The 25,423-nt window shown below is 41.7% G+C and carries 25 protein-coding genes; 12 read left to right on the top strand and 13 right to left on the bottom strand.

Annotation, left to right across the window (positions count from 1 at the left end):
* Positions 1-7: 7 nt before the first annotated feature.
* Entirely contained in the window at positions 8-2,968 is a 2,961-nt protein-coding gene (locus tag ACMGGK_RS02770) for a type III restriction-modification system endonuclease (protein WP_420276670.1), read from the top strand.
* A gap of 315 nt (positions 2,969-3,283) precedes the next feature.
* On the opposite strand, the gene ACMGGK_RS02765 is transcribed toward ACMGGK_RS02770, so the two are convergent.
* The 4 genes from ACMGGK_RS02765 to ACMGGK_RS02750 form a co-directional block, all read right to left on the bottom strand.
* Positions 3,284-4,174 (bottom strand): plasmid partitioning protein RepB C-terminal domain-containing protein, encoded by an 891-nt coding sequence (locus tag ACMGGK_RS02765; protein WP_420276669.1) that lies wholly within the window; start codon positions 4,172-4,174, stop codon positions 3,284-3,286.
* Positions 4,167-5,069 (bottom strand): ParB/RepB/Spo0J family partition protein, encoded by a 903-nt coding sequence (locus tag ACMGGK_RS02760; RefSeq protein WP_420276668.1) that lies wholly within the window; start codon positions 5,067-5,069, stop codon positions 4,167-4,169. The genes ACMGGK_RS02765 and ACMGGK_RS02760 overlap by 8 nt, the downstream gene beginning before the upstream one ends.
* Positions 5,070-5,082: 13 nt before the next feature.
* The gene (locus ACMGGK_RS02755; protein WP_420276667.1) at positions 5,083-6,594 is read right to left on the bottom strand and encodes a recombinase family protein; all 1,512 of its coding nucleotides are present in this window, start codon (positions 6,592-6,594) and stop codon (positions 5,083-5,085) included.
* Positions 6,595-6,843: 249 nt separating this feature from the next.
* On the bottom strand, positions 6,844-7,155 hold the full coding sequence (locus ACMGGK_RS02750) for a conjugal transfer protein TraD (RefSeq protein ID WP_420276666.1): 312 nt from the start codon (positions 7,153-7,155) through the stop codon (positions 6,844-6,846).
* 830 nt (positions 7,156-7,985) lie between these two features.
* Between ACMGGK_RS02750 and mobQ the strand changes: the two genes are divergently transcribed.
* Both mobQ and ACMGGK_RS02740 read left to right on the top strand, forming a co-directional pair.
* Positions 7,986-9,491, top strand: coding sequence for a MobQ family relaxase (mobQ, locus tag ACMGGK_RS02745; protein ID WP_420276665.1), 1,506 nt, complete (start codon positions 7,986-7,988; stop codon positions 9,489-9,491).
* Between the two features lie 191 nt (positions 9,492-9,682).
* On the top strand, positions 9,683-10,543 hold the full coding sequence (locus tag ACMGGK_RS02740) for a hypothetical protein (RefSeq protein WP_420276664.1): 861 nt from the start codon (positions 9,683-9,685) through the stop codon (positions 10,541-10,543).
* A 77-nt stretch (positions 10,544-10,620) separates the two neighbouring features.
* Here ACMGGK_RS02740 and ACMGGK_RS02735 read toward each other — a convergent pair whose 3' ends face one another.
* From ACMGGK_RS02735 to ACMGGK_RS02725, 3 genes are all read right to left on the bottom strand, one after another.
* Positions 10,621-10,896, bottom strand: coding sequence for a hypothetical protein (locus ACMGGK_RS02735; protein ID WP_191931085.1), 276 nt, complete (start codon positions 10,894-10,896; stop codon positions 10,621-10,623).
* A 10-nt stretch (positions 10,897-10,906) separates the two neighbouring features.
* The gene (locus tag ACMGGK_RS02730; RefSeq protein ID WP_420276663.1) at positions 10,907-11,437 is read right to left on the bottom strand and encodes a membrane lipoprotein lipid attachment site-containing protein; all 531 of its coding nucleotides are present in this window, start codon (positions 11,435-11,437) and stop codon (positions 10,907-10,909) included.
* A gap of 532 nt (positions 11,438-11,969) precedes the next feature.
* Entirely contained in the window at positions 11,970-12,239 is a 270-nt protein-coding gene (locus ACMGGK_RS02725; protein ID WP_420276662.1) for a hypothetical protein, read from the bottom strand.
* Between the two features lie 847 nt (positions 12,240-13,086).
* Between ACMGGK_RS02725 and ACMGGK_RS02720 the strand changes: the two genes are divergently transcribed.
* Both ACMGGK_RS02720 and ACMGGK_RS02715 read left to right on the top strand, forming a co-directional pair.
* Positions 13,087-13,788, top strand: coding sequence for a hypothetical protein (locus ACMGGK_RS02720; RefSeq protein WP_420276661.1), 702 nt, complete (start codon positions 13,087-13,089; stop codon positions 13,786-13,788).
* A 101-nt stretch (positions 13,789-13,889) separates the two neighbouring features.
* Positions 13,890-14,357: a DUF4756 family protein gene (locus tag ACMGGK_RS02715; protein ID WP_420276660.1), complete on the top strand. Its 468-nt coding sequence runs from the start codon at positions 13,890-13,892 to the stop codon at positions 14,355-14,357.
* Positions 14,358-14,405: 48 nt separating this feature from the next.
* Here the strand turns inward: ACMGGK_RS02715 and ACMGGK_RS02710 are convergent, their stop codons facing one another.
* From ACMGGK_RS02710 to ACMGGK_RS02685, 6 genes are all read right to left on the bottom strand, one after another.
* Positions 14,406-14,642 carry a DNA-binding protein gene (locus ACMGGK_RS02710; RefSeq protein ID WP_186385794.1) on the bottom strand — a complete coding sequence of 79 codons (237 nt, stop codon included), beginning with the start codon at positions 14,640-14,642 and terminating at the stop codon, positions 14,406-14,408.
* 62 nt (positions 14,643-14,704) lie between these two features.
* Positions 14,705-15,001, bottom strand: a complete 297-nt coding sequence (locus ACMGGK_RS02705; RefSeq protein ID WP_420276659.1) for a hypothetical protein — start codon at positions 14,999-15,001, stop codon at positions 14,705-14,707.
* 65 nt (positions 15,002-15,066) lie between these two features.
* Complete coding sequence (locus ACMGGK_RS02700; protein ID WP_191931079.1) at positions 15,067-15,303, bottom strand: hypothetical protein; 237 nt, start codon at positions 15,301-15,303, stop codon at positions 15,067-15,069.
* A 65-nt stretch (positions 15,304-15,368) separates the two neighbouring features.
* Entirely contained in the window at positions 15,369-15,686 is a 318-nt protein-coding gene (locus ACMGGK_RS02695) for a hypothetical protein (protein ID WP_191931078.1), read from the bottom strand.
* A 139-nt stretch (positions 15,687-15,825) separates the two neighbouring features.
* Positions 15,826-16,044, bottom strand: a complete 219-nt coding sequence (locus ACMGGK_RS02690; protein WP_191931077.1) for a helix-turn-helix transcriptional regulator — start codon at positions 16,042-16,044, stop codon at positions 15,826-15,828.
* A 278-nt stretch (positions 16,045-16,322) separates the two neighbouring features.
* The gene (locus ACMGGK_RS02685; RefSeq protein ID WP_420276658.1) at positions 16,323-17,183 is read right to left on the bottom strand and encodes a DUF6387 family protein; all 861 of its coding nucleotides are present in this window, start codon (positions 17,181-17,183) and stop codon (positions 16,323-16,325) included.
* A 759-nt stretch (positions 17,184-17,942) separates the two neighbouring features.
* Here ACMGGK_RS02685 and ACMGGK_RS02680 point away from each other — a divergent pair.
* The 7 genes from ACMGGK_RS02680 to ACMGGK_RS02650 all read left to right on the top strand — a co-directional run bounded on the left by ACMGGK_RS02680 (position 17,943) and on the right by ACMGGK_RS02650 (position 25,404).
* Positions 17,943-18,425 (top strand): Hcp family type VI secretion system effector, encoded by a 483-nt coding sequence (locus ACMGGK_RS02680; RefSeq protein ID WP_004937362.1) that lies wholly within the window; start codon positions 17,943-17,945, stop codon positions 18,423-18,425.
* 47 nt (positions 18,426-18,472) lie between these two features.
* The gene (locus ACMGGK_RS02675; RefSeq protein ID WP_420276657.1) at positions 18,473-18,955 is read left to right on the top strand and encodes an Hcp family type VI secretion system effector; all 483 of its coding nucleotides are present in this window, start codon (positions 18,473-18,475) and stop codon (positions 18,953-18,955) included.
* Between the two features lie 36 nt (positions 18,956-18,991).
* Positions 18,992-19,852 (top strand): hypothetical protein, encoded by an 861-nt coding sequence (locus ACMGGK_RS02670; RefSeq protein ID WP_228009761.1) that lies wholly within the window; start codon positions 18,992-18,994, stop codon positions 19,850-19,852.
* Between the two features lie 928 nt (positions 19,853-20,780).
* Positions 20,781-22,076 carry a lysine N(6)-hydroxylase/L-ornithine N(5)-oxygenase family protein gene (locus tag ACMGGK_RS02665; RefSeq protein WP_151254411.1) on the top strand — a complete coding sequence of 432 codons (1,296 nt, stop codon included), beginning with the start codon at positions 20,781-20,783 and terminating at the stop codon, positions 22,074-22,076.
* Positions 22,077-22,126: 50 nt separating this feature from the next.
* Positions 22,127-23,011 carry an ATP-grasp fold amidoligase family protein gene (locus tag ACMGGK_RS02660; RefSeq protein WP_016930105.1) on the top strand — a complete coding sequence of 295 codons (885 nt, stop codon included), beginning with the start codon at positions 22,127-22,129 and terminating at the stop codon, positions 23,009-23,011.
* A 640-nt stretch (positions 23,012-23,651) separates the two neighbouring features.
* The gene (locus ACMGGK_RS02655; RefSeq protein ID WP_049299860.1) at positions 23,652-24,566 is read left to right on the top strand and encodes an alpha/beta hydrolase; all 915 of its coding nucleotides are present in this window, start codon (positions 23,652-23,654) and stop codon (positions 24,564-24,566) included.
* 427 nt (positions 24,567-24,993) lie between these two features.
* Complete coding sequence (locus ACMGGK_RS02650; RefSeq protein ID WP_016930107.1) at positions 24,994-25,404, top strand: GNAT family N-acetyltransferase; 411 nt, start codon at positions 24,994-24,996, stop codon at positions 25,402-25,404.
* Positions 25,405-25,423: the final 19 nt, after the last annotated feature.

The raw sequence follows: 25,423 nt of genomic DNA, 5'->3' as shown, positions 1-25,423 counted from the left end.
GAATGAGATGAAACTACATTTTGAATCTGACCTTACCTATCAGCAAAACGCCATAACTTCGGTCTGTGATTTGTTTGAAGGGCAAGAGAAATGGGAAAGCGAAATGACTGTGCTGGCCCCAGCACAGGGTGCACTCTCATTTGAAGGCGCAACAGGTTCAATGCCTGTAAACCCACAGATACCCGAAGATGATGTTCTGCTGAAAAACTTAAACAATGTTCAGTTGAAAAATCAGCTTCCTCCTTCACCTGTGCTCGACAGCCATGATTTTACTGTCGAGATGGAAACAGGGACAGGTAAAACGTATGTTTATCTTCGCACCATGCTTGAGTTGAATAAACGTTATGGCATGAGCAAATTTATCATCGTAGTTCCTTCCGTTGCCATCAAGGAAGGCGTTTATAAAACACTACAAATCACTGAAGAACATTTCAAAAGTTTGTATGCGGGTACTCCATACCAATACTATCTGTATGATTCAGCAAAACCTGCTGATGTGCGAAATTTTGCAACCAGCTCTGTTATGCAGATCATGGTAATGACGGTGGGTGCGATTAACAAAAAAGATGTTAATAAGCTCTATCAGTCCAGTGAAAAAACAACCGTTGACGAACTGGATAAGCCAATCGATCTGATACGTGCTACACGTCCAATTATTATTGTAGACGAACCGCAAAGTGTGGATGGTGGTTTAAACGGTGCGGGTAAAACCGCTCTTGATGCTATGCACCCAATGTTCACCTTACGCTATTCAGCGACACATGTGCATAAACATCATATGGTGTATCGCCTCGATGCCATTGATGCCTACAATCAAAAATTGGTCAAACAAATCGAAGTTGCCGGGCTTGAAGTCCAGAATGCAAGCAATAGCCCCTATGTAAAACTGGTCAGTATTAACAGTAAGAAGAATAATATTAACGCGACTGTTACTGTTGATATAACAGATAAAAAAGGGAGCATAAAGCGTACGGAGATTACCGTGTATGACGGTATGACACTTGATGACGAAACAGGGCGTGATATTTATCAGGGATACAGGATTAGCGAGATCCGCACGGGCAAAGAAGGTTATCTTACACTAGAAACACCTTCTAATACCTACTATATGAAAGTGGGTGATATCGTGGGTGATATTGACCCGATGTTCATCCAGCGTCATATGATTAGACGTACAATTCGTGAACATCTTGATAAAGAACTTCGCCTGAATTCTCAGCAAATAAAGGTTCTCACCCTGTTCTTCATTGATAAGGTTGATTTCTATCGCCAAACTAATGAAGAAGGACTTCGTGAACCGGGTGAATATGCACGTATCTTTGAAGAAGAATATCTAAAAGCGATCAAAAGCCCCGCATATAAAGATTTGCTCCCTTCTCATCCAGAACATGCTAAAGACGTTCATGATGGTTATTTCTCCATTGATAAAAAAGGTTCATGGGCTGAAACAAGCGAAAGCAATAATGCAGGCCGGGAAAATGCGGAGCGTGGTTATAATCTCATTATGAAAAATAAAGAGAAACTTTTGAGTTTCTCGAATCCGGTAAGATTTATTTTTTCACACTCTGCTTTAAAAGAAGGCTGGGATAACCCCAATGTATTCCAGATCTGTAGCCTTCGAGAGATGGGAAGTGAACGAGAACGTCGTCAAACATTAGGCCGTGGTCTTCGCCTGTGCGTTAACCAAGAGGGGGAACGTGTTCGTGATGACAGCATTAACATTCTGACTGTCGTTGCCAGTGAAAATTATGAAGCCTATGCCGAACGACTACAGAGCGAAATTGAGAACGAAACAGGCATCCGTTTTGGTATCATCGAAAAAGATGCGTTTGCCCATCTGATCTTCTCTGATTCCTCACAAGCTGTGGGTATCTCCGGTTCACATGAGATTTGGTCTGAACTACAGACCGAAGGTTATCTGGAAAAATCGGGGAAAATCACAAAAGCCCTGAAAGAAGTGTTATTCGAAGACACTTTTGTTGTTAGTGAGAAGTATGCCTCACTACAGGAACAAATTGAAATTATCCTGCGTAAATCAGCAGGGCGACTCAATATAAACAATGCTGATGAGCGTAAAACAATCAAATACCGAAAAGAAGTCTTAAACAGCCCGGAATTCGAAGCGTTATGGCAGCGCATTTGTCAAAAAACACTGTACCGACTGGCATTTGACGAAGACGAACTGATCAAATCTTGTACGAAATCACTTTCTGAAATGCAGCCTGTAGCAAAAGCGATGGTCAGTTTCAGCAAAGCAACAATCAAACAAAGCCAGTCAGGCCTTGATGTTAAGGCACAGTCTAATGGGACAACAAGCGCTGTTATTGATGTTGCTGAACAACCGCTGCCAGATATTCTTGGTGTTCTACAGGAAAAAACCGGACTGACAAGACGAAGTTTAAGCACCATCCTGAAAGAAAGTGGAAGACTCGCTGATTTTGCTAAAAACCCACAGCAGTTTATCAGTGAAGCTATAAGTCGAATCAACTACTGCAAACGCCTGTCAATTGTTGACGGTATTAAATATTATCCACTAAATGGAGTGGTGTATGCTCAAAGTCTCTTTATTGATAAAGAGCTAACAGGATATGCCCGTAATCTTTTCGAAACCTCATCTAAGTCCGTTTACGAATATGTTCCTAAAGATTCTGAAGTCGAAAGCCGTTTCGCTCAGGAACTCGAAGAACAGGATGAAGTTAAGCTTTATGTGAAGCTTCCCGGTTGGTTTAAAATCCCGACGCCACTGGGAACCTACAATCCTGACTGGGCCTTAGTTATTGAAGACAATGGTGAAGAACATATTTACTTTGTTGTAGAGACAAAAAGTAAACACATTGGTCTTGGTAATGAAGAAGATGCGAAAATTACTTGTGGCAATGCTCATTTTATCTCACTCAAAGATCAGATGCTTAATCCTGCGAGATATATGCTCTCTACAACCATAAATGATGTGTTAAGCAGTATATAAAATGGAAAAGGGCCGTAAGGCCCTTTCCTTTTCCCTTGAAGGGAACTCTCCATTGGAGAGAATACATATCCCCACACTTGGGGCAAATCAATCAGCCCATTGGGCTGCAAACATCTCCCCATATGTGGGGCAATCAGACACTTCGTTGAAGTGAATATTCACAAGGAACACTTATTAAATATAATATTAAATATCAATTGTCAAATTTATTCCTCTAAAACTTTCAGATTTAAAATATAATATATAATGTATAGCACAACTATGAACAACACACTACAACATAAAATGCATTGTTCATAGTGGGCCGTATAATACTCAACGCAACTCTTCATCTTCGTACATTGGCAATGAGTCAATAGCAGCAATTTTCTTTAGTTGAGCTAAATAATCCGGATTATTATCTACCAACCAATTTAATACGGCATAATTTGATAGTAATTTCTTAATGTGACCAATAATCACTGCCAACTTTAAATTATTTGTACCATATATATTTTCGAGTTGCTTGGTCTCCATTTCCATTGCAGCCATTTCGCGTTCCATTCTGGCAAAATTTTTTGCTATGTCTTGTTGCTTGAGCTTAGAATCTTTCGGATTTATTAACATATCATCAGAAGTATAATGTAACAATGATAGAGCAAATTTACGACTGAAATTATTTATACTCATCATCGTGGATACCGCTTCCAGCTGTCTTTCAGGTTTCATTTTACGTAAAATAGCGAATATTGCTTGAGGAACATGTTGATTTGCTAATAAAGCGGTAGTTTCCGGGCTAATCCCATCAAGTAATCTGAACTTTGCCCTGAGTGTATCTACTGATATGTTAAGGGATTGACTAATTTTTTCTTCTGAAACACCAGCATCCACAGCCTGCAATATCATACGATACTCCTGAATAACAGGTAATCGATTTACGTACTTGTTATAGCTGTAAGATTCTTCATCCTCTGAAATTAAACAAGGTATAGTAGATAGCCCAATGTCCTTTGATGCTTCAACTCTTAAATGACCATCAAGTATGATCTTTTCTGACAGTTTATTAATATAGATAACTACGGGTTCTATGATACCTACTGTTTTCACCGTTGAAAGTATCTGAAGATATTTAACGCTCGATTTAACATTAATTGGCAACTCTTTTCCATATATCAAATCGGAAACATTCATATTGAAAAATTTATTACCAAAGTTAGGCTTATTCATTTTCTAGTCCTCGTTCAGGATCAACGTTATCCAGAATAAATGCTGGGACAGAATTTAAACTCTCAACAGACAAAAGGCCGGAAAATTCTTTATTTTGCAGTAAATTAATCATTATCTCCTTAACGACCATTAAGCTAGATATTGTAAACTCAGATCTTGTATGGATAACTTTATGTCTTTTAACATTTTCTTGATAAAGTTCCTTCAATTCTTCAGAAGTAATCCGTTTCCTTTTTGCGCCCTGTACGAAAGCATTATTATCACTTCCCTTACCTGATGTTTCCCTTTGTGCTAAGATTCTTTTAATCGCAGCTATTTGCTTGGAGTTAAGTTCACCAGAATTGAAACCTTCTAAAAGAATATTTTGTATGTCAATTCCTTTAGCTCTTGATATTTCCACAGCTAGATATATTGGTATTCTTCCAGACTCAACAGCAGCAAGCAATTTATCTTCACCATTTTCTTTCAATGACACAATAGAACTTACCCAAGTTCTAGAACGACCAATTTTATTTGCAACCTCTAGCTCAGTAAAGCCTTTATTTTTCAGCTCTATAATACTATCGAGAAGTTCAGTAGAACGTGGTTTTCTTCGTGCAATGTTCTCAGCGAGGCTCATGATATGCCCATCTTCATGATCTACAGATTTTATAATTGCTGGTATTTGGTTTTCACCTAATATTTCATAAGCTTCAATCCGCCCTTGCCCACAAATCAAATCGTATAGGTATCTCTCACAAGGGGAATCAGATAACCTTATTGTAATTGGTTTTTTCAACCCTATGTTTTTTATGCTTTCAACAAGTTCATTATGGATAGATTTACTTCTGGAACGTGGATTCACAATCCTAATCGCAGAGATATCTATAAGCTTTATTTCTTCATATTCTCTCATCGGTGGACTCCTTTTAAAAAATATCACGTTTAAGGATCTGCAAAAAAGGGATCAAGTCATCATATCGATAAAACTCTAACTGATAAGGATTAAACCCTTCAAAAACAAACTGATTATCCAACAACTCTATTGATGGAAATATATAGTAATCTTTCGTGTTCACATTTTGACTATCAAGTCTAACAACGATACAAATATCATAACTAAACTTTCGCTCAAACCGGATTCTCCAACGCTTTCTCGTGTTATTCATAAAACAGCGGGAGATAACTACAGACAGTTTAACTTCATCATTTATAATAAATAATTTAGACTCCTCATCATAATCAACATAACAACCTTGTTCTGTAATATCAAAAATGAGTTTTTCAACTAAGCTATGATACTTTTCTCTTAGAAAGGAATTAATTCGCAAATAGTCATAATCATGCTTTGGCTTGTAGTCAATTAATTTATAAGCCTGTAATAGACCACCAAAACGTTTCCTATAAACAGATGAGGATGGTGTATCATCATCTTCATCTATAATTATTCCTGATAGTTTCCCTTTGGTTTTAAAAAGCTCGGAGAGTTTACCAAGTAAAACATCATTACTAAGATGAATACTTCTATTACTAATAATAGTCTGCGCTTGTAAAAATAACTCAGGGGAAATAATAGCTTCAAAAGCATTTTCACATCTTATCCATTCATGCTGTGGATTGTGCATAAGACGCTGCTTTAAACGAGAAGACGTTCGGTTATAGACATTATGACCAATATACTTTTCGTTAGTTAAAATCTCATGGATCTTTCCTCTGGTCCATTTAGTGCCATGCTCTGCAGTAATCCCTTTTCTATTCAACTCAGAGGCAATAACCCTCTCTGGCTTAAAGCTATTCACGAATTGATCGTATATCCATCTAACCGTTATGACTTCATCTTCCGGCCCTAATACTAAAATTATTCGATCAGTCTGGATGCTTTTCCACTCTCTATATTTAAGTATGCCTTTATGTTTATGATTTTCATCTATCAACATTCTTCGTAAACCATACCCAGCAGGCCCGCCTTGATGATATCCACGACCTGCCAGATTAGCTTGCCCAAGAAAGACTTTTTGTGATAAATCCCGACTTAAAGAAGAAGCTTTTTTTCGATCTATGAATAATTGAAAATCAGCATAATCACTATTCCCTTCAATGATAGGGTTAGCACAATATATGATGCCAACACCATGCATTTGAAGTTGATGGGTATAATATCCAAATTGATCTATACTCTGAAATCGCCCAAAACGGCTTATGTCATAAACTAGGACTGCTTTAATATTTATTTTCCCTTCAACCACATCATCTATTAACTGTTGAAATGCCTGTCTTCGGTTTGCCGTAACCCCACTTTTTCCAGAGTCATCATATGTATGAATGATATTCATCTTATGTTCTGACGCAAACTTACTTATGAATTGAGATTGATTGAATATTGAATACTGCTGATGGTCTGTAGACATTCTCAAATATTGAGCAACATTGACTTCATCCATAACATCCACCTCACCTCAATGAAAAAGATTGTGGTTTCATGGAAAAGCCAAATTTCAAAAAACCTTCATCCACAATACTTTAACGAAAATTCACCTAAGCTAAACTACACCATAAAGCACTTAGATTTTCTTGAGCACGATCTCAAAAACGAACACTATTTGAACAATCACCTCTGTAGCTCTAAATACCCAACTGTCGCTGAACACGAAAAAAACCATCATTATCATGATGTTATATTTTTTATATCGTTATTCCTGTCTACCAACCATATCCTCAAGAAACCTTTTACCGCGTAATTTCAGCCTTGCCTTATCCTCAGCACCAACATTTTGAAAATGTATTAATATACCCAACACAAACTCCTTATCGACGTCTTCTACTTTACAGCCAAAAGCTTTAGCTACTTCTGCCCCAAGGATTATCTTCAGGCGTGTCTCAGCGCTCTTAGTCAGGGATTTTTCCTTACTCTTTAGACGATTCAGACGCATCTGTGCTGATGCTATTTTTTGCTTAATTGTTTTTTCTGTTCGTGATTTTTTACTATTATCAATATCACTCATAATTACTTCTCCTTTTAGTTGTTAAAAGCATGAAATACAATTAAAAAAGTAAAAGGTCAAACCATAAGTAGAAAGTTGAATGTTTTTCATTCCAGATTAAATTACGTAGCGCGATATGATTGTTCCAGACAATCAGTTGCTAAACAGGCTTGCCCTGTTAATGATGGGATTCATCCCGAAAAAAGGGGTTTTAGTTTTAAAAATGAGATATCAGTAAGCCAAAAATAAAATTGTGCAACACAAGCGAGGGCAATCACTAACATTAAATATCCGATACTCTCCGCGTTACTTATTTTATTAAGTCAATGAAAATAATTTTACCTCTTGCTTTTTGACTCTGATTTCTGGTCTTAACCTGTGAATTGTGCAACACATAAAATCTTTCGCAACTTTCACCATTTATCTTAAATTCTGTTTTCCCGCCTCACGGCGGGAGGAAAAATACTCTTTTTGCCCTTACGGGCGTTCTCTAAAACAACAATATCCAATATAACTACTCTACCTCAACCGTTCATCCGATTTCACCTCTGTTAATTTCACAGACATTAAAATTAGCGTTATTATTTAAGTATAGAAAAACTTTTTACATTGTCGTTATTTTTAGCTCCTTTAGGAGATATAAAAATAAAGCAATGCCCACCTATACACTGCTACGCAGCGTGTGGGGTCTACCGACGGTTGCCTGCCGCAGGCTAACACCGTTTCCTTCGGAAACAAGGTCAACGTCAACACCAAAGTTTTTCTTACGAAAAACTAAAACCAGCATAGTTGCATTGGAGATTTATATTTTGGTTTTATATTTAAATTTATATTGAGGTTGTTTTTATTCTATGGCTATTTTTCATCTTGATTTTAAAATTGTGAAACGAAGTGAGGGCAAATCTTCCGTTGCGAAGGCTGCTTATCATGCTCGTACAAGGATAACAGATGAAAGAACAGGCGATACGTATGATTATAGCCGCCGTACCGATTTATACGGACATTTCATATTAGCACCCGTTAATGCTCCTCAACATATTGTAAAAGACTCTACAGCATTGTGGAATGAAGTTGAAAGAGTCGAGCGTCAGAGTAACGGACAAACAGCTCGTTATTTCGATGTTGCCATTCCCACTGAGTTAAATAATGATGACAAGAAAAAACTTGTCCTTGAGTATTGTCAGAAAAATTTCGTTGATAATGGCATGATTGCCGATATCGCTTTTCATGATCTTGATAGCGATAATCCTCATGCTCACGTTATGTTGACATTAAAAATCATAGGCCCGGAAGGTTTTGGTAAAAAAGAAAGAAGCTGGAACGACAGAAAAATGTCTGTCCTTTGGCGTGAATCATGGGCATCGATGGCTAACAGCTACCTTGCTGCCGCTGGTTCGTCAGAACGTATTGATCATCGTTCCCTTCAGGCCCAGCACGAGGAAGCGTTAGAAAAAGCAGCAGTTGCTTTGGATAATGAAGAAAAAGCACTATGGCTTGCCAAAGCCGCCGAAACAAACCGCCCTGCAATGAAACGTATCCACAGTGCCAAATGGCGTAGTAAAGCAGCTCAGGAGCAAAGAGCCGCAGAACAGGCTGTTCGTGACGCAGCGAAGGAGGACGCGGTTGAAGTCTACAAAACATTCAGCGAACTTGATCTTGAAATCGTCGTTGATGTCAGAAGCTTCACCGTGGCTGTTCTTGCTGAACCAGAAGAGATTGTATTACCAGAAACGCACTTCGGCTCTTCTGCTGATGAAACTCAAAGACCTGTATTGGTAGCGCCAGCTCCTCATACTCGTATGCGTGGCGTTAAATCCTATCGTGATAAATCCAAAATCAGTAAGGTTGTTGCTGGTAAGAAACCATCGGTCAGTATTTCTGATTCTGAAACAAATACTATTCTGAAAACATCCTCCTCTCAAAACCCAAACAGGGCATCCAGAAGCGCCCCTGAACGAGTTAAGAGGAAACAGGCTATTCCACGGCAGGATAATATCTTTAAACGCTTCACAACTCTTGTCATAGATTTTTTCAAGCAGAAGTTTGTATGGGCTAAAGCAAACAAATCCGAAATTGATCTTATCAGTGAAGAACATGATAAACGTATTGCTGAAAACTACGTCTTTGACGAGGTATTAGGCGGTCATATCTCTCGCACTGAATACGAGAAAAAAGCCAAGTTTAACCAAGATGACTATAAACCAACACCGGATGAGATCAGCCGTTTCCCAAGTCGTCCAAAGAATGAACTGCCGCAAAGCGGTCACGGTATAGATCTCATCTTATCCATTCCACCAGAGCATTCAAGAAACAGCTCCTTAAAATTGAAACCGGCGAGAGGTCGTGACAAGCTATAAATACTTAAAGTACAATTAGTGTATTTTTAATAATACAATTTCATAAATATTATAAAGTCAGCCTTGTTGAGTTTAGTAAATTAATAACATCATGAATATCTACTTAATGACCTTTAACAAAAATCATTTGTATTTTTTTATGATTATGATTAAAATAACTAAACGTTTTTTATGAGAAGGATCGATTTCAAATGAATGACAATGACGTTAAATATGGAAAATGTGCTCTCTGTGATACCGAAAACATTATATTGAGAGAATCTCACAGCATACCCAAGTTCGCATATGACTGGATAAAGAACACCTCAAAAACTCCATACCTCAGAGATATCAACGATGTAAACAAAAGGCATCAGGATGGACCTAAAGAATATCTGTTGTGCGCAGATTGCGAGATAAATTTATCTGTCCTTGAAAAAAAATTATCAAATGAGGTTTTTAAGAAAATTGCCAATTATAGAGAGCAAAAGAAAGATATAGTGGTTAGTGAAGAAATAAGATTAGCTATACTCTCAATTTTTTGGCGGGCGCTATTAACTACTCAAGAAATCCCCAACGATAGAACACCTGAAGACTCTTCATTATTAGATGATTTTTTACACTCAGCTAAAACACAAATACTTTCTGGTGAATGCAAAACAAAAATTTTTATCACGCCATTTTATGGTGATTCGCCTTATTATAACTTACCGTCCTATTTAACTTACGGCCTTGAACGTTCTATTGGCTCACAGGATGTAAGATTCTATGATAACCCCCATAGGTTTTTCGCCGTATTCAAACTACCGTTCATATATTTTCATATTTTCTCGGATAGCTGGAATGTTGATGAGATAAATAAATCAGCAGAGCTAAAAAAAGGGACAATAGATCTATCTTCAATCAAACAAATCCCCAACACACTCCGGTCATACATACTTCACATGCATAAACAATTTGAAAAATCAGCCACTAATATGGATCAAGAAAATATCATGAAAATAATGAATGACACTGCAAAAAATACAAAATTAACTGGTTCAGATAAGTCAATGAAACGCGCAAAGAAATAAAAAAATGAATAGTCTCTCCATACATATAACTAAGCCCCACGATTTGGGGCTTTGTGATAAATTTATATTTTCAGCCGTTAAATCCTTCGCCTAAACACAACATTGTCAGAGAATATCGCCTTACCAGCTATAAATCCAACAGCCGCAATGATTGGTAGGCTGATAGTAGCTCCCGCCATACCTGCAGACATTCCGATTAGTATAGACAGGCCGAAGGTCAATACTATAACAACGAAAGCATACCAGCCGGGGTAAGTTCCATACAAAACAGTTGCCATGCAGCCGGTGCAGACATGGACACCTCTCTGACTTTCTTTCAGGCAAAACGGACACTGGATAGTTTTGTTTTCCATGATAGGCCCCTTAGATCGCTTTCCAGCCATTGCTGGTTTTGACAAGATTCATGGCACCATCGGCAGGCTCATTCATCCCTTTCACACCAGAGAATGCGCTTTTGTCCACCCATGATGGAACATCAGTTAACTTCCATGTATAGGTGACGCGAACAACTTTCTGATTACCGTTACCCGGTTCGGTCCATTCTTTGACTTCATCAACAACCCGACGACCAATACAAACACCTTCCTTGGCATCCCAGATTTTGGCTTGTTTACCTTCATCTGTTACCCCAAGCTTATTGTTATCCCAGCCTTTAACAAAGGCCATTAAGCCCTGTTCTACGAGGCCGTCGAGGATCACAGATCCTGTTCCAGTGCCTGTTTCGTCAAATCGTGGTTTGGAGAGCTGGACAGGGAATGTGACATTGTTGTTTCTCAGTGAGAAACAAGTTTTTGATTGAGCAATCTTGGTGTTGATCGCTTTCTCAAAGTCGCCTTTTTCACTGCAGCCCGTCAGCACCAGCGCAGCGCCTGCCATAAGTAAGATTTTTTTCATCTTCATATCCCATCAATGTTAACGAACTGACTCTTCGTGACAGGATTGAAAGGAAAGAGATCCTATTCTTGGCCTAATCACACCCGATCCACAAACAGTCTGTTTAACCAATTGATAGAATTGAATTATTTTCGATGTTCGTCATATCGTTTAAATCGATCGATAAAAAACAAACGATAGATTTAAACTATCAAGTAAACAGAATTGATCGATTTAAGCAATTAGAATAACGATCAATCAATTGTTTTCAATCGGCAAATACTATCAATAGTAAATTATTGATCTTTTATATCAATTGATTGATAGCCGCGGTCAGCAATGGAACGCCACAGTTGGGGGCTTTGGCTGGATGTTCTAAGAGATAAAGGACGAAGCAGCACACAAGGTGTGTTGACGATCCATTTCCTTTTCATTGTCATGTTTGTGGTTAAGTTGATGTAATACTAACCGAACAGCAATTTTACTTAAATGCGATGTTTGTCATGAAGTTATAAAAACCAACGACAAAATCAACAATGATGACGTATTCAGCTTAGGGCATTAATGATGTTATCGTTTCTTCACTCATCTGGCCGAGTTCAGAAATTAACCTTCGATAGCTGTTTACCATTTGCTCCCTGTCCAAATCACCGTCGGCTTCTGACAGGAAGTAATAACCGTAATCTTTAATGCAAATGTTTTCACCATTTTCCAGCGTGAGGTTTATTCCTTTTTCATTTTCCTCCATGCTGGTGTTCAAACAGGTCACAAAGGGAATATTTTCTTTCGCTTTAAAGATGTTTATTATTTTTATAGTTTTCATTGTATGCTTCTCCTTGTCTTATATAAAAAATACTATTTCCTGTTGAAGAAAATCCAATTTAACTTACCCTTCAGAACAGGTTTACTGCCTGTTTATTACTCTCTTTTGAAAAGATATTTATCCTATGAGCTAACGCTCATGTGCTGCCGCACGGCTACGCCCTGACGCTGATATCCAACGGGATTTAATGGCTAACACATTTTCCATTATTTAATTGCAATATGGAAAGGATCCTTTTACCGAAGATCAGATTCTTTTTCGATATATAGCATTTATTCTTAAGTTTACAGAAAAACAATATCCACAGCAGCACTTTGTGATTGTCCAAAACAATCACATTGCTGAAACAGGGGTCATCCCTGTTAATGATGGATTTATCCATAAAGAATTGCGGCGTAGCCGCTATAACGTAGAGGAAAAACAATTGTATATTTACTAAAAAATCAGCAGCGCTTCGTGATTGTATAAAACAATCACTTGCTGTCCATAACATCAAGTAAAAACAAAGCAAAAAAAAAAAATAGACAGTGCCATTTAACCGGCACACTTCCCGTTAAGGTTATTAAACATATTATAGTATTAAGGAGGCGTAACCTATTATATTTAAAAGAGATTTCACGGAAAAAGTTTCCTGTACGGAAATTTAAGTTTCTTCTGTGGAAACCGAAGTTTCCTGTACGGAAACTAAAGTTTCTTCTGTGGAAACTTTTTTATAGTTAAAATTTCCAGAAAGAAGTGAACACTATTTCGCAAAAGTGTATTATTTTTCCTTTTTTCACATTTATTTTTGACAAAAGTATATCCTGCATTATATAGAATAAACATAAAAACAATAAAAGGGTAACCGATGAGCATTGATTACAATACAATAATGACCTCCAGCAGTGAAGAAGTGGAAGAATATATAAACAGAAATCATTTTACAGACAAACAGAAACTGGAGATTTACAGTTTTTATAACAGAAACAGAAAAGATAAAATAACCGTAAATGAAAAAAAAGAGAGAAGCTCTGATATTCAACCGGGAATAGCCTATGTTCATGCTTTTCTTGATAATCTGGAAAAGCTCGGAAAAAATATGTCTGGCGCAGAATACACAATAATGATCCGCTTATGTAAACTCATGCAGCATGGAAACCTCATTGCCAGTATATCTCAGTCGGCACTCGCAGAAGAGCTTAATATGAGCAAATCTAACGTGTGTAAATGCTGGAACAAGCTAGTAAATAAAGGCATTCTGGTCAAAGAAGGGAAGCATACCATGATAAACGCAAATCTCTTTCTGAAAGGCCAGTACAGAACATTAAATGCCACAAGGAAAGAATATGTTAAGAAGTCGCTGAGAACGACCAGTGAAGGTATAGAAGACGTATTCGTCACCGTTTATAAAGATACGGTACTTACAAACAACGCAGAAAAACCCATCGATAAAGGAGATGATAAACCTTTACTTTCTACTCCCGACGAAGATATTGACTGGGACTCTGTTTCAGAAGATGACATTTTTGTTGATTATCCTGAAGATGTTGATCAAAAAGAAAGAATATAGTTTTCATCTGAATATTATCATTCTTATTTCCCGGTTATATTTGACACTTACACTATATCTCGTAATATAAATATATCCACTATTTTATTTACGAGGTGTATATGAGGAAAGTAAAATTAGGCAATGATGATTTAATTCAGTATCTGAACACTATCAAAGCATTAAAAAAATATCCAACGATGTCTGAATACAGAGATGAATATCGCAGATTAAGAACCAATGGCTCCCCCTTGATTGAAGCAAAAGAATTTAAATCTGCGCACACTAATCTCCTTAGATTAGACCGAAAGAAGAAATCACTGCTTGAAAAATTTATTGAAGAACTTAATCCTATTAGCCATGCATCGGCTCTTGCATCCAAGAGACTTGAGAAGGTTCAGGAATCCATGCTCTACAGAAAAACTTTATTAGAAAAAACACCTGATGAACTCTTCGCTCTCGTCATAAAGCAGCGCACAGAAGCGGCTCTTGAGTTCCAGCGTTCTGTTGAGCAAAGTATTGAGCAACTTTCAGATATATCTTCTGATTTTAATGCATCAGCAACAAAGCGCCGAAAATTTTCTATCTAGAATAAAACTACCATACTGGCAGTATATTACCAATATGGTGGTTTTATTTTATAACTCATGTGGTGATACACGATCACGCTCCATTTTCTTAAGCAACTGTTGTAATCTTTCTGCCCTTAGCTTTTGAGCCTTCTTCTCACCAATCTCCTGATAGTATTCTTCCCGACGCTCCGCAACAACTTTGCGGAACTTCTTCAAAAACCGTTCCAGTGTTTTCATATCTGTTGCCGCAGCTTCGGCTTTGATTTTTTTATACATATACAACACATGAAATTCATCAATCATTTTTGGCTCCTGTTTTTATTTACTGTTTTTTAGTTAGCCCCTTGCGGGGCAACTTTTAGAATTCATTTCCTGAATCGTTCTGAATGGCACACCAACACAACAGCAATCTGCTCGAAGTTAACTTCATTAATACTCCCACTATAACCTTCTTGGGTTGTAAATCTCTCAAAGTTATTCTGAATATGGTCAATGATGTTCATAATAAATGGACTCATGAAATCAGGATCATCAAGATAGTCATTAGCGTCTCCATCTCCATTCACTTCCTGAAAAAGCTTCCAGCTTGCCTCCAATGATCTTATAGCAAGATCAAGGAAAAGCTGTGTAGACTTATTTGTTACTATAGTTTCTTTAGACATAATCAATCCTCATTTTTACATGTTTGTTTGACTTATTTAGTCCCGGAATAGGAATAAACAGATAACTACTTTTTATAAACCAGATTAATGTTCACTGATCCGTATCTTAAATCCATCTCACTGACCAGTTCGTTATTAACATAACTGTTCAACGCATCTGTCAGGTTTTCATCATCCATTATTTCCTCGGCTGAATACCCGCATAGCGCAATGAACGTACTGACGCTTGCTTGGATGGTGCAGAGTATTTCAGGTGTTTGCTCACATAGCAAACTTAATGATATTGCAATATTATCATTCATTTAAATGTTCCTTTATTGAGTTGATTATTAGCCCCTTGCGGGGCCATATACTGACCATATGACCATTAGTTTGAGTTAAAAATAACGTTGTGCATATGTCTCAGATTCACTTTGACCTCATCGAATAAAACATCTCTGAGAGAGCCTGAGCTTTTACACTCCTTAAGAAACTTATTAAATCCTTCCTTACTGTTTTCTATTACCTTGTCAAAAACATCATCCATATATATTCTGTCTTCAACCATTTTAACAAATCTATCGCCCATGTATTCCTGCATATTACTGATATAAAGCTCATAGCAATAAAATGACTTCACAAGGAATAATCTGGTAGATTCATTGTAAACTTTGATTTCGTGGACTTCTGTTATTGCATTACTCATGTTTATTTCCTTCTTTATTTTTAAGTGAATGTCCCCCTACAGAAATCTGTATGATTTTGGTAAGGGATATTATTTACAACAGTTTTACTTTGTTATGTTTACATAAAACCTCCTTAGATCATTATATGGATAATATTTGTTAAACTGCTTGTTTTCGTGATACCTGAATAGCTCGTTCAATCCACGCATCCACCTCACTTTCAATAAAGGCGATTGCTCTTACACCTGTTTTTATCTGTGCGGGAAAGCAACCCGCTTTAATAAGCTCATATATCCATGTCTTCCCGAATCCGGTTCTGTTCATTACCTCAGGTAAACGAATAAGCTTGGGATGTTTATCTGTTTTGATTTGAACCATATTTATCTCCTGTGTTGTTCGATGAGATAATTGTATGGGTTTTTCTTGTGATTTAAGAGGGACGTTCGAGAAGAAGTTTTTTACGCAGATTTTTGAAAGAGAAAAAACAGGGTATGTTCAGCTTAGGTGAATATACACGATAAACTTGAAGGTGCATGCTTGGTCAGTGGTATGTGCCAAGCCTTGTGGGGACAATGCTGCAAGAGCAACATGCAATTTGAAGTATCACGAGTATATAGGCGATATTTGCATTGCGCAGCACACCGCCTCTTGGAAGATCAGTCCTGACCGGATTGCTCATCCTTACCAAGTTCCTCTCTGATCAGATCCTGAACCTTCCAGTGCCTTCTGTCATCATATCTATATGTAAAATCGACAAAAGACCGATAGTGAGCAAGCTTTGTCAGATATTTTACTGCCAGCGGATGATCTGTTGATTTCACCTTATCAACATCACGGATACCGTCCTTGAACTCATCAGGGTATAAAAAGCTGGTCAGTTGCGGCATACCAATCCTGACCTCTTCATCCTGCGCCCAGAACAGCAAATCCATGATGGGAATGATGTTGTAATCGAGTATTCTCTTGAGGTTGCTGACCCCAAAGCGAAAATCTCTGGCTGGAGGCTCAGGAGCCTGTAGTTGTTCTTTCCACTCAGGCACCATCACTTTCAGGTGATTGATGATTTCTTCGGATGAAGTTTCCGCCAGATTAATTTGAACCAGCATCAGCCCCTCGTTGTTTACCCCGGCTTCCTTCAGATAGTGCGAGACTTCCATATGAGGTAGGGGTTTTCCTTCCGGGTTTACGTATTTATCGAAAGCAGCAACATAACCCGCCACCTCCCATAGCCCTTGGTGTGTTACAGGCTTGACAGCATAGCTGGAAGACAGTCTTTTTACTGGTCCACCGAAAACATCACCAAACACGACTTTACCTTCAATCAGCTCTTCATAATATTTCTGATGCCTGCTAAGGTTTTCAGGAGACAACTCTGCCCGGTTTTGCTCCATACGATAAACGACAATCCTGTTCTCTATCTCTTGGAAAAGTTGTTCTACTGTCAAATTTTGCAGGACGCTGTAATTATCAATGTTGAACCATTCATTAACAGCGCTGGCGATCTCCGCTTTGGTCATGTGGCATCTGTCCTTCTGGCTTTATTTATCGCTTTGATATGTTATGAGTAAACATATCGGATTTGGTGACGGTAATCTATTGAATAGAGCAGGGAAAAGCAGCGGAACAATCAGTCCAGACTTGAAGATTGTTAAGTGAGGTTTGGCAGGGTATGTTGTCATAACCAATTGAATATAATTGACTTTATTTGCAATCACATTTATAAATTGATGGTACATTTGTTGGTACAGTTAAGGTTATTATGATTATTTTACATTTATTTCATACATTTAATACAAATTACGATTCCGAGTCCGGCACCATATTCAGAAGAACCCGCCTATGGCGGGTTTTTCGCTTTCTGAGGTACGGACTCTCCATCGAACTGCGTTCGATTATTCGGTCTGAAGACCTCACCCTGCAGGCCAGCGCTCAAGCGCCACCGCATCATCCGATGGATGTGCAATTTCGCATTACAGATGCCACTTTCACGAAAGGCCCGCCCCCCAATCCCCGACCACCCAAGCGTCAAACGAGCGCACGCCTATTCTCCGTTTATCGAGTGTTTTATTGTCATTCGGTGATGGAATATAGCCACGAACCTATAACGGTATCACTTTGTTAAATCACAACATATTGGATTAAAACTAGGAACATTCCGAATAAAAACAACATTGCTGTTAATTCATTCATATAAGGCTATGCTGAATTTTACCCATTGATAAGACATTTTTAACCTATTCCGCTACCAACGCGAAATAATGGAGAATCCGACGACAATGGCAATTGATATGTATATGAAAGTTGAAGGAATGACGGGTGAGTCCCAAGACAGCAATCATAAAGGATGGACCGACGTACTTTCGTTTAACTGGGGGGCTTCACAGCCAGGAAATATGGCTGTCGGCGGTGGGGGCGGTTCCGGGAAAGTGAATTACCAAGACCTCCGTATTCAAGCGCTTATCGACAAATCTACGCCCGCCATTCTTAAATATTGTTCCAGTGGAAAACATGTCGCGAAAATCGAGCTTTCCGTCTGCAAAGCGGGCGGCAACCAGGTGGAATATTCCAAAATCGTTCTCGAAGACGTGCTGGTGACGCAAACCGATTTTAACGGTGTCGGTCAAAATGATGCGATCCTGGTTGATTACGCCTTCCAGGCGTCAAAAGTCACCATGAGTTACTGGGAACAAGGCAGCAGCGGCACTAAAGGCGCGGAAAGCAAATCTGGTTGGGATATCAAGCAGAATAAAGAGAGCTAAGCGCATTCGGGCACCTAACAATACGTTAATGATCGGGTGATAAAATCATGGCAATGGATATGTTTTTAAAAGTTGAAGGCATTAATGGCGAATCGAAAAATGCGAATCACAAGCAATGGATCGATGTCTTTTCCTTTAACTGGGGCGCGCGGCAGCCTGGCAATATGGCCGTTGGCGGCGGCGGCGGTGCGGGTAAAGTAAATTTTCGCGATCTGACCGTACAGGCTCTGATAGATAAAGCGACACCTGCCTTATTGAAATACTGCTCGGCCGGTAAACACCTCGCCAAAGTGCAGTTGTCGCTTTGCAAAGCCGGTGGGCAGGAAGTGGAATATACCCGTATTACCCTGGAAAATGTATTAGTGACTCATACCGACTTCATCGGTGTCGAGCACGGTTCCACGCTAGGCATTGAATACTCTTTTCAGGCCGGTAAAGTATCGATGGAATATTGGGAGCAAGCGAAGCAAGGCAATAAAGGAGCTTCGGTGCAGATGGGCTGGGATATTAAGCAAAATAAAGAAAGCTAATCACATTACGGTGCATATCGTAATGGCGGGGGGATTATGGCATTTCCTAAGTCACATGAAATTTTAGCTCTGACATCGCAACACGAATCGAATAATCGGGTGTCAGCCAACTTTTTGACCCGTGAGATTTTAAATGAGGCTCTGATCCTCGTCAGGTCTCTGTCACCAGAAGAAGTCTTTCGATTAACAAAAACGGAGACCGGACAGATCGCGTTTACGCTGGGTGAACTCAAAGATGAAAACAACCGCCGGCTGACAGCCAATAATATTGAGTCAGGACAACGACCAGGCGGAAGAATTAATCACCTGGATAACCGCATTAATGTCTCTTTTCCCGGAACCTCATGGCAAATGGGGGCACGTGTTCAGCATTTTGAGAATATCGCATCGAGTACCGTCGGCGGAGCCGGACTGGTTTTGATCGCGGGATTATGGACGGGGGCCGGTTCTGGCGTAGGCAGCATTTTAGGCAGAAATGCCGCCCAGCTCGCGGTAGTGACTGGCACTTATTTGGGTAAACGCTTCGTGACCAATAAAACCATGGTCGTGAATCAGATGGCGGCGCATATCAAAAACCTTGCCGATATGTTTAACTCCACCCACAACGCCTTTAATGATTTCAAGTTCGAAAGCGCAGCCAAACGCGCACAATACAGTCCCGATCCTCAGGCAGAGCACCCTATTACTTTTGAACAGAAAGTCACGGATAACAATGCAGTTCCTGCTAATCATACCGCTGCCATTCAGGCTATCGTGCGCCGTTTTGTGACGGGAACCTACCAACGTGTCGATATCGTCGGCCAGGGCGATATGTTTATAAAAGTCTTTTTCAGCGATGGGGAACTGGACATTTCGCAAGCCCAGTATGACTACCTCAGCAATTTGAAGCTCCCGTGATTGATCAACCTGGCAGGTCTTCACGGTTTTGGCGCAACGGTTGTCATTCTGTCCAGCGCGCAAAAATGCCCCGAGCTGACCAAAAGATTTTTATTGTCGGTAAGAATGGTCAATGATGATGACAAGGCAGATTGCCGGATCGGACGCGATCGTTGCGCCAACGTGGCCAGGTTTTTTCACACTCGGCTCGAGCAAGCGTCCTCTCCGGCCAGCCTTTGTCCGGCATTAATTAAACGAATCCTGACCCCGGTAGTTAACGCGAACCATCCGCGCCCATTAGGGTGATGCAACTCGGGGTAAAATATTGCCGTTCGGGGGGCAACAAGAGGAGATAAAGGTACAGAAGCGTGCGTATCACCTCAGTGAAAGAGTGTGATACTCTGCCGCAAAAAACAAAATAACACGTTGAATTAAATGATAAAAACCACCTCACAACGCACAAATTTCATAATTTCACTTCCGATTTCATCTTTGCAAAAAGCATCCTGCCTCTAATATCACGTTATTTCACCTTCCCCGCGCCTATTTTAAGGCTATTCTAAGCAACGAATACACCGATCCCGGCAATGCAATGGCATATACACCAGAAAAGCAGATAAGAACTCATACGGTGGACATCCTCCCTGGTGGCCGTTTTCATGGCTTGATGAATCAGGCGGCATCGGATTTTTACTTAGGAATATTCATTAAATACACGCGCAAACCTTCATAGGGATTTTCATGGAAAGAAATACGCCTGTAGCCTTTACCTGATGCGCTACCGAATTCTCAACGGGCATTTAAAAATACGGCATTTTGGCCCGTACACCGTTTAATTACATTTAATTCGTGAAGCTTACTTATAAGAAAAAGGCAGCCTGGTTGCTATAAGCCACCCTATCTGCAGCCGTATTTCTGGGTATTATTCTCATTATACTGGAGCTTATTAATGAATCAGCGTTTGGATATCATCGGTATTGGCCTTGGCCCATCGAATCTTAGCCTGGCAGCCTTAGGAAGTGAAATAGAGGGATTTACGGGACAATTCCTTGAACGCAAGCCTCACTTCTCCTGGCACCCAGGGATGATCCTGGCGGATTGCAGTATGCAGACCAACTTCTTAAAAGATTTAGTGAGTGCGGTTGCCCCAACCAATCGCTACAGCTTTCTCAACTATCTGGTGAAAAACAGAAAATTTTATCGTTTCCTGACGACAGAGCAGCGCACCGCATCGCGCGAAGAGTTCGCCGATTACCTTACCTGGGCCGCCGCCGGTATGGGATCATTGGCATTCAATCAAGACGTTCAGCGGGTCGAATTTGACGATCGGCAGCGCCAGTTCGTGGTGACCACCTCGAATAAGGTCTTCCACGCCAAACACGTCAGCATAGGTATAGGCAAGAAAATAAAGTTGCCGGATTGCGTGACGACGCAAAGCGATCGCTGTTTCCACGCCAGCGAAATGATGCTGCGCAACCCCGATCTGACCGGGAAACGCGTGGCGATCGTCGGCGGCGGCCAGAGCGGCGCAGATCTGTTCCTGAATATTTTTAAAGGGGAATGGGGGCAGCCGGAGCAGCTCGACTGGATATCGCGCCGCAACAACTACAATGCGCTCGATGAGGCTGCTTTTGCCAACGAATACTTCACGCCCGATTACGTCGAGAGCTTTTACTCACTGGACAGCGCGGCCAAGCGGCATATGCTGGCCGAACAGAAGATGACCTCAGATGGCATCACCAGTGAGTCGCTGCTGGCGATTTATCGCGCCATGTACCACCGCTTCGACGTCCTGCGCGAGAAATTATGGGTGCGCCTGCTACCCAGCCGTTCGCTGATGGCCGTGAAACACACGCTGGATAACGCCTACCAGCTCGAAACGCGTCATCATCTCGATCACGGCCAGGAAACCTTCAAGGCGGACGTGGTGATCTTTGCCACCGGTTATCAATCGGCGACGCCTGAGTTCCTTGAGCCTTTGGCCCACCGGTTGTTGAAGACTGCGGACGGCGAATACCGCATAGCCCCTGACTTTACCTTTGAGTGGGAAGGCCCAGCGGAGAACTGCTTATTTGCGATGAACGCCAGTATGCATAATCACGGCATTGCCGATCCTCAGCTGAGCCTGATGGCCTGGCGATCGGCCCGCATTCTTAATCGGGCGTTAGAGCACAAGCCATTTGATCTGGGAACAACGCCGACAGCCATTCAATGGCGCAGTGAAAGCGTGCCGCCCGCGTTTTAAATACAAGAACGTCTTAATCATTGTCATTATGCTTTGATGGAATTACGTATATGAAGAGACAATTCAAGAAGTTTATTCTGAATCAGCTGGCCGTATTAGCCCCCGAATTCAAGGCCAGATTGATATACAAAAGGGCATTTGGCAAACCGCTGAATTTACAGTCCCCCTCAACCTGGAATGAAAAGATAAATCATCTTAAGTTGAATGACTACAGTAATAACGCATTAGTGACTCAATGTGCAGATAAATATGCGGTGAGAGAGTACATCAAAGAAAAGGGATGTGAAGAGATTCTTAATGAGTTGTATTTCTCCTGTGATTCAGTGCAGGAAATACCGTGGGAAACGCTGCCTGATAAATTTGTCATCAAGGGAAACCACGGTTCAGGGTATAATTTAATTTGCCAAAATAAGCAATCGTTGAACATTAAAAGCGCCTCTCATCTGATTGATGGGTGGATGAAAGACGATTACTGGAAAACCTATGTAGAACTCAACTACAAAGGGATACAAAAAAAGATCATTGGGGAAAAATATATCGAATCGGCCAATGGTCACGGGCCTGAAGACTATAAAATCTATTGTTTCCGCGGTGTGCCTTACTGCACCTTACTGTGCGTCGGCAGGGATACCGGGACGCCAAAATATTACTTCTTCGACAAAGAGTTCAAGTTCCTTTGCTATAGCGAGGACTGCCTGGCATTGAGCCAGGAGGAGATAAACGCTTTCGTGAAACCTGAGGGATATGATGAACTGTTTGAGTACGCCACTCGCTTGTCGGCGCCCTTTGAGTTTGTTCGCGTTGATTTCTACATCTCGCAAGGCCAGATCATTTTTGGCGAGCTGACTTTTACCCCCTCCGCCGGGTTGGATACGGATATTTTGCCGCCGACCGATATTTTGCTTGGCAAGATGCTGACGCTGCAACAGCACTGATTTTCACCGGACGCCCGCAGAGAAGATCGTGCGGCGCAGTATCCAGCGCGAGGAGGAATACCGGCCGGCATGTTCGCAGCCTGCCGGCCGGTATTGCCCTGAGGGTTATCGGGCCAATGACCTCGCTTGTTCATGCCGCCGTTACAGAAAAGCCCCGCCACCCATCCCTGATAGCCCGCAGCCGACCCAAGAGCAATGCCTCAGCCGGACCACATAACCATTTGAAAAATAATGGCATTAAATAATCAATAAGAATCGCTTACATATTTATAATAAAATGTTCTATATGTATAGGAAGCTATAATATAAGATACCGGAAAGTTTCCCTGGTGTTGTTGTGTGTCTTTGCCCTATTTTATAGGGCTTTTTTTGCTAAAAATCGTTGATAACCGTGTAGTTCCCCCTCCCTTCGCCATTCCTCTCACCATAAAAATCATAACCATTTCTAATTAATTGCAATCTCTCTTATTCCTGACTTACCAATAATAACAATGAGTTGCTATTAACCCGGCAAAGCAACTGGCGCCCCTCTTCCGGGTTTTGGCCGCCATTCTCGGCCGGAATGTCCGCCCTAAAGCTAGGTTTTTGCCGGGCGCGAACGGATGCTACTATCGGCCTTTTTCCGAAGGTGTTAACCCGCATGTTTTTGTCCAACCGGCATTTTATCTCTGCGCTTCTGGCGCTCGCCATCGGCCTTTGGCTGCCGGGCTCCGTGCTGGCCAGGCCCGATTTGGAACGCAAGATCGGCGCTACCGTAGCCGATAGCGATTCTGCGGATTACCGTTTCAGCGACCTGCGCTTCACCTCCGCCGATGGCCGACGGCATTATCGCGTTCGCATCGCCCAACCGCATCGGGCGCCTGAGCCGGACGGCTATCCAACGATTTATTTCCTTGACGGCAACGCGGTGCTGATGGAGTTAAACGCCGCCTTACTGGCCAAATTGGCAGCGGCGAAGCGGCCGCCGGTGCTAGTCATGATCGGCTATGACAACGATCTGCGCATCGATGCCGCCGGCCGCGCCTACGACTATACGCTCCCTCTGCCGGCAGGCATGAAGACACCGCCGCGGTCCGGCGGGGGCGCGGATGCGTTCCTGCAATTGATTGAAACTCGGATCAAACCGGCGATCGCCGCCAGACTGGCGGTCGATCCGCAGCGGCAGACGCTGTGGGGGCACTCCTACGGCGGGCTCTTCGTTCTGCACACGTTGTTTACCCATCCCGCCGCCTTTCAGCGCTATATCGCCGTGGAACCCTCGCTGTGGTGGGGCAATGGCATGATCCTGCAAGAAGCGCAGCAGAGGACGGAACGGCGCGCGACGCCGGCGGTAAGGCTGCAACTGTGGGTTGGCCTGGCGGAACGCGATCGCGCGGCCCCGCCCGGCGTGAAGAGCCCCACTCTGCCGGCGGACGCAACGCATTTGCTGGCCGAACAGCTGGCGCAGCTCGACGGTTTCACCGTCGGCTATCGGGAATGGCCCACCTTAGGGCACGGCGCCATGCTGGGCGCGACCATCGAGCCGGCGCTGGACAGCGTCATCGCAGAAGACTGAATCCGCGGCTCAGAAGGTATCGGCCACATTTTCATCTGCGGCGCATATCTTCTGATAAGAAGAGTGTTTAATATCTGAGACAGAGAACGGTGGCCGCGGGCGAGCGCGTCAAAAAACAAAGTGGCTCCCCCGTCGGCAAGTGAGCTTGCTCTATCCGGTGGAGCCATACAGTACTGCAGTTTTCCCGGTGGGGCCCTGGTGAGGCGCAAGTAGGAAAAGATGGTGTAAGCAGGGCATTTCAGCGTTTTAATACCGCCTGTTTCACTATTTTCTTCTCCCTGTGGCGCCTATCATAAGCGCCCGCTCACCAGGTGGAAAAGGGTGAAAACCACCCTTGAAATACATTAACGAAAGTGATATTAGAAGCGGTTGGGGCGAAAGCGCCTAGTTCAGTTTTGAATAATTAAATCAGGGAATTATATTAAAAATGAATATTAATATCACCGACAAACCCAACCCGCAGGATGAAGAGTTCGTTATCGACAGCCTTTGGGCGCACAATCATAAAACCCAGCCCGTAGACATTCACCCGCTGTTCCTGACCGTTACCGACGACAGCCAGCAGATCGTCGGCGGCCTGGTCGCGCGCACCTGGTGGGGCGGCCTGGAAGTGCAGTATCTGTGGGTTGGCGATCAATGCCGCAAAAGCGGGTACGGCCGCCAATTGATGGAGTTGGCCGAAGAAGAAGCCCGCAAGCGCGGTTGCCATATGGCCTATGTCGATACCTTCGATTTCCAGGCCAGAGGCTTCTACGAAAAACTGGGCTACCGGGTCTACGGCGAACTGGGCGACTATGCGCATCGCCACACCCGCCATTATCTGGCTAAAAGCCTGTAACGCGGCCTGAGCGGCACAG

The sequence above is a fragment of the Serratia sp. BNK-33-b genome, from assembly GCF_048684565.1.
GTDB lineage: Bacteria > Pseudomonadota > Gammaproteobacteria > Enterobacterales > Enterobacteriaceae > Serratia > Serratia marcescens.
Note: the sequence above shows the minus strand (reverse complement) of the source record. Positions and strands in the feature narration are given on the sequence as shown.

Bases quoted from the DNA above. Each gene is read 5' to 3' on its own strand.
- ACMGGK_RS02765 (WP_420276669.1), bottom strand. From the start codon at position 4,174: ATGAATAAGCCTAACTTTGGTAATAAATTTTTCAATATGAATGTTTCC.
- ACMGGK_RS02760 (WP_420276668.1), bottom strand. From the start codon at position 5,069: ATGAGAGAATATGAAGAAATAAAGCTTATAGATATCTCTGCGATTAGG.
- ACMGGK_RS02650 (WP_016930107.1), top strand. From the start codon at position 24,994: ATGAATATTAATATCACCGACAAACCCAACCCGCAGGATGAAGAGTTC.
- mobQ (WP_420276665.1), top strand. From the start codon at position 7,986: ATGGCTATTTTTCATCTTGATTTTAAAATTGTGAAACGAAGTGAGGGC.
- ACMGGK_RS02685 (WP_420276658.1), bottom strand. From the start codon at position 17,183: ATGACCAAAGCGGAGATCGCCAGCGCTGTTAATGAATGGTTCAACATT.
- ACMGGK_RS02665 (WP_151254411.1), top strand. From the start codon at position 20,781: ATGAATCAGCGTTTGGATATCATCGGTATTGGCCTTGGCCCATCGAAT.
- ACMGGK_RS02715 (WP_420276660.1), top strand. From the start codon at position 13,890: ATGAGGAAAGTAAAATTAGGCAATGATGATTTAATTCAGTATCTGAAC.
- ACMGGK_RS02770 (WP_420276670.1), top strand. From the start codon at position 8: ATGAAACTACATTTTGAATCTGACCTTACCTATCAGCAAAACGCCATA.
- ACMGGK_RS02660 (WP_016930105.1), top strand. From the start codon at position 22,127: ATGAAGAGACAATTCAAGAAGTTTATTCTGAATCAGCTGGCCGTATTA.
- ACMGGK_RS02705 (WP_420276659.1), bottom strand. From the start codon at position 15,001: ATGTCTAAAGAAACTATAGTAACAAATAAGTCTACACAGCTTTTCCTT.
- ACMGGK_RS02720 (WP_420276661.1), top strand. From the start codon at position 13,087: ATGAGCATTGATTACAATACAATAATGACCTCCAGCAGTGAAGAAGTG.
- ACMGGK_RS02725 (WP_420276662.1), bottom strand. From the start codon at position 12,239: ATGAAAACTATAAAAATAATAAACATCTTTAAAGCGAAAGAAAATATT.
- ACMGGK_RS02740 (WP_420276664.1), top strand. From the start codon at position 9,683: ATGAATGACAATGACGTTAAATATGGAAAATGTGCTCTCTGTGATACC.
- ACMGGK_RS02710 (WP_186385794.1), bottom strand. From the start codon at position 14,642: ATGATTGATGAATTTCATGTGTTGTATATGTATAAAAAAATCAAAGCC.
- ACMGGK_RS02680 (WP_004937362.1), top strand. From the start codon at position 17,943: ATGGCAATTGATATGTATATGAAAGTTGAAGGAATGACGGGTGAGTCC.
- ACMGGK_RS02750 (WP_420276666.1), bottom strand. From the start codon at position 7,155: ATGAGTGATATTGATAATAGTAAAAAATCACGAACAGAAAAAACAATT.
- ACMGGK_RS02700 (WP_191931079.1), bottom strand. From the start codon at position 15,303: ATGAATGATAATATTGCAATATCATTAAGTTTGCTATGTGAGCAAACA.
- ACMGGK_RS02735 (WP_191931085.1), bottom strand. From the start codon at position 10,896: ATGGAAAACAAAACTATCCAGTGTCCGTTTTGCCTGAAAGAAAGTCAG.
- ACMGGK_RS02670 (WP_228009761.1), top strand. From the start codon at position 18,992: ATGGCATTTCCTAAGTCACATGAAATTTTAGCTCTGACATCGCAACAC.
- ACMGGK_RS02695 (WP_191931078.1), bottom strand. From the start codon at position 15,686: ATGAGTAATGCAATAACAGAAGTCCACGAAATCAAAGTTTACAATGAA.
- ACMGGK_RS02655 (WP_049299860.1), top strand. From the start codon at position 23,652: ATGTTTTTGTCCAACCGGCATTTTATCTCTGCGCTTCTGGCGCTCGCC.
- ACMGGK_RS02755 (WP_420276667.1), bottom strand. From the start codon at position 6,594: ATGGATGAAGTCAATGTTGCTCAATATTTGAGAATGTCTACAGACCAT.
- ACMGGK_RS02730 (WP_420276663.1), bottom strand. From the start codon at position 11,437: ATGAAAAAAATCTTACTTATGGCAGGCGCTGCGCTGGTGCTGACGGGC.
- ACMGGK_RS02690 (WP_191931077.1), bottom strand. From the start codon at position 16,044: ATGGTTCAAATCAAAACAGATAAACATCCCAAGCTTATTCGTTTACCT.
- ACMGGK_RS02675 (WP_420276657.1), top strand. From the start codon at position 18,473: ATGGCAATGGATATGTTTTTAAAAGTTGAAGGCATTAATGGCGAATCG.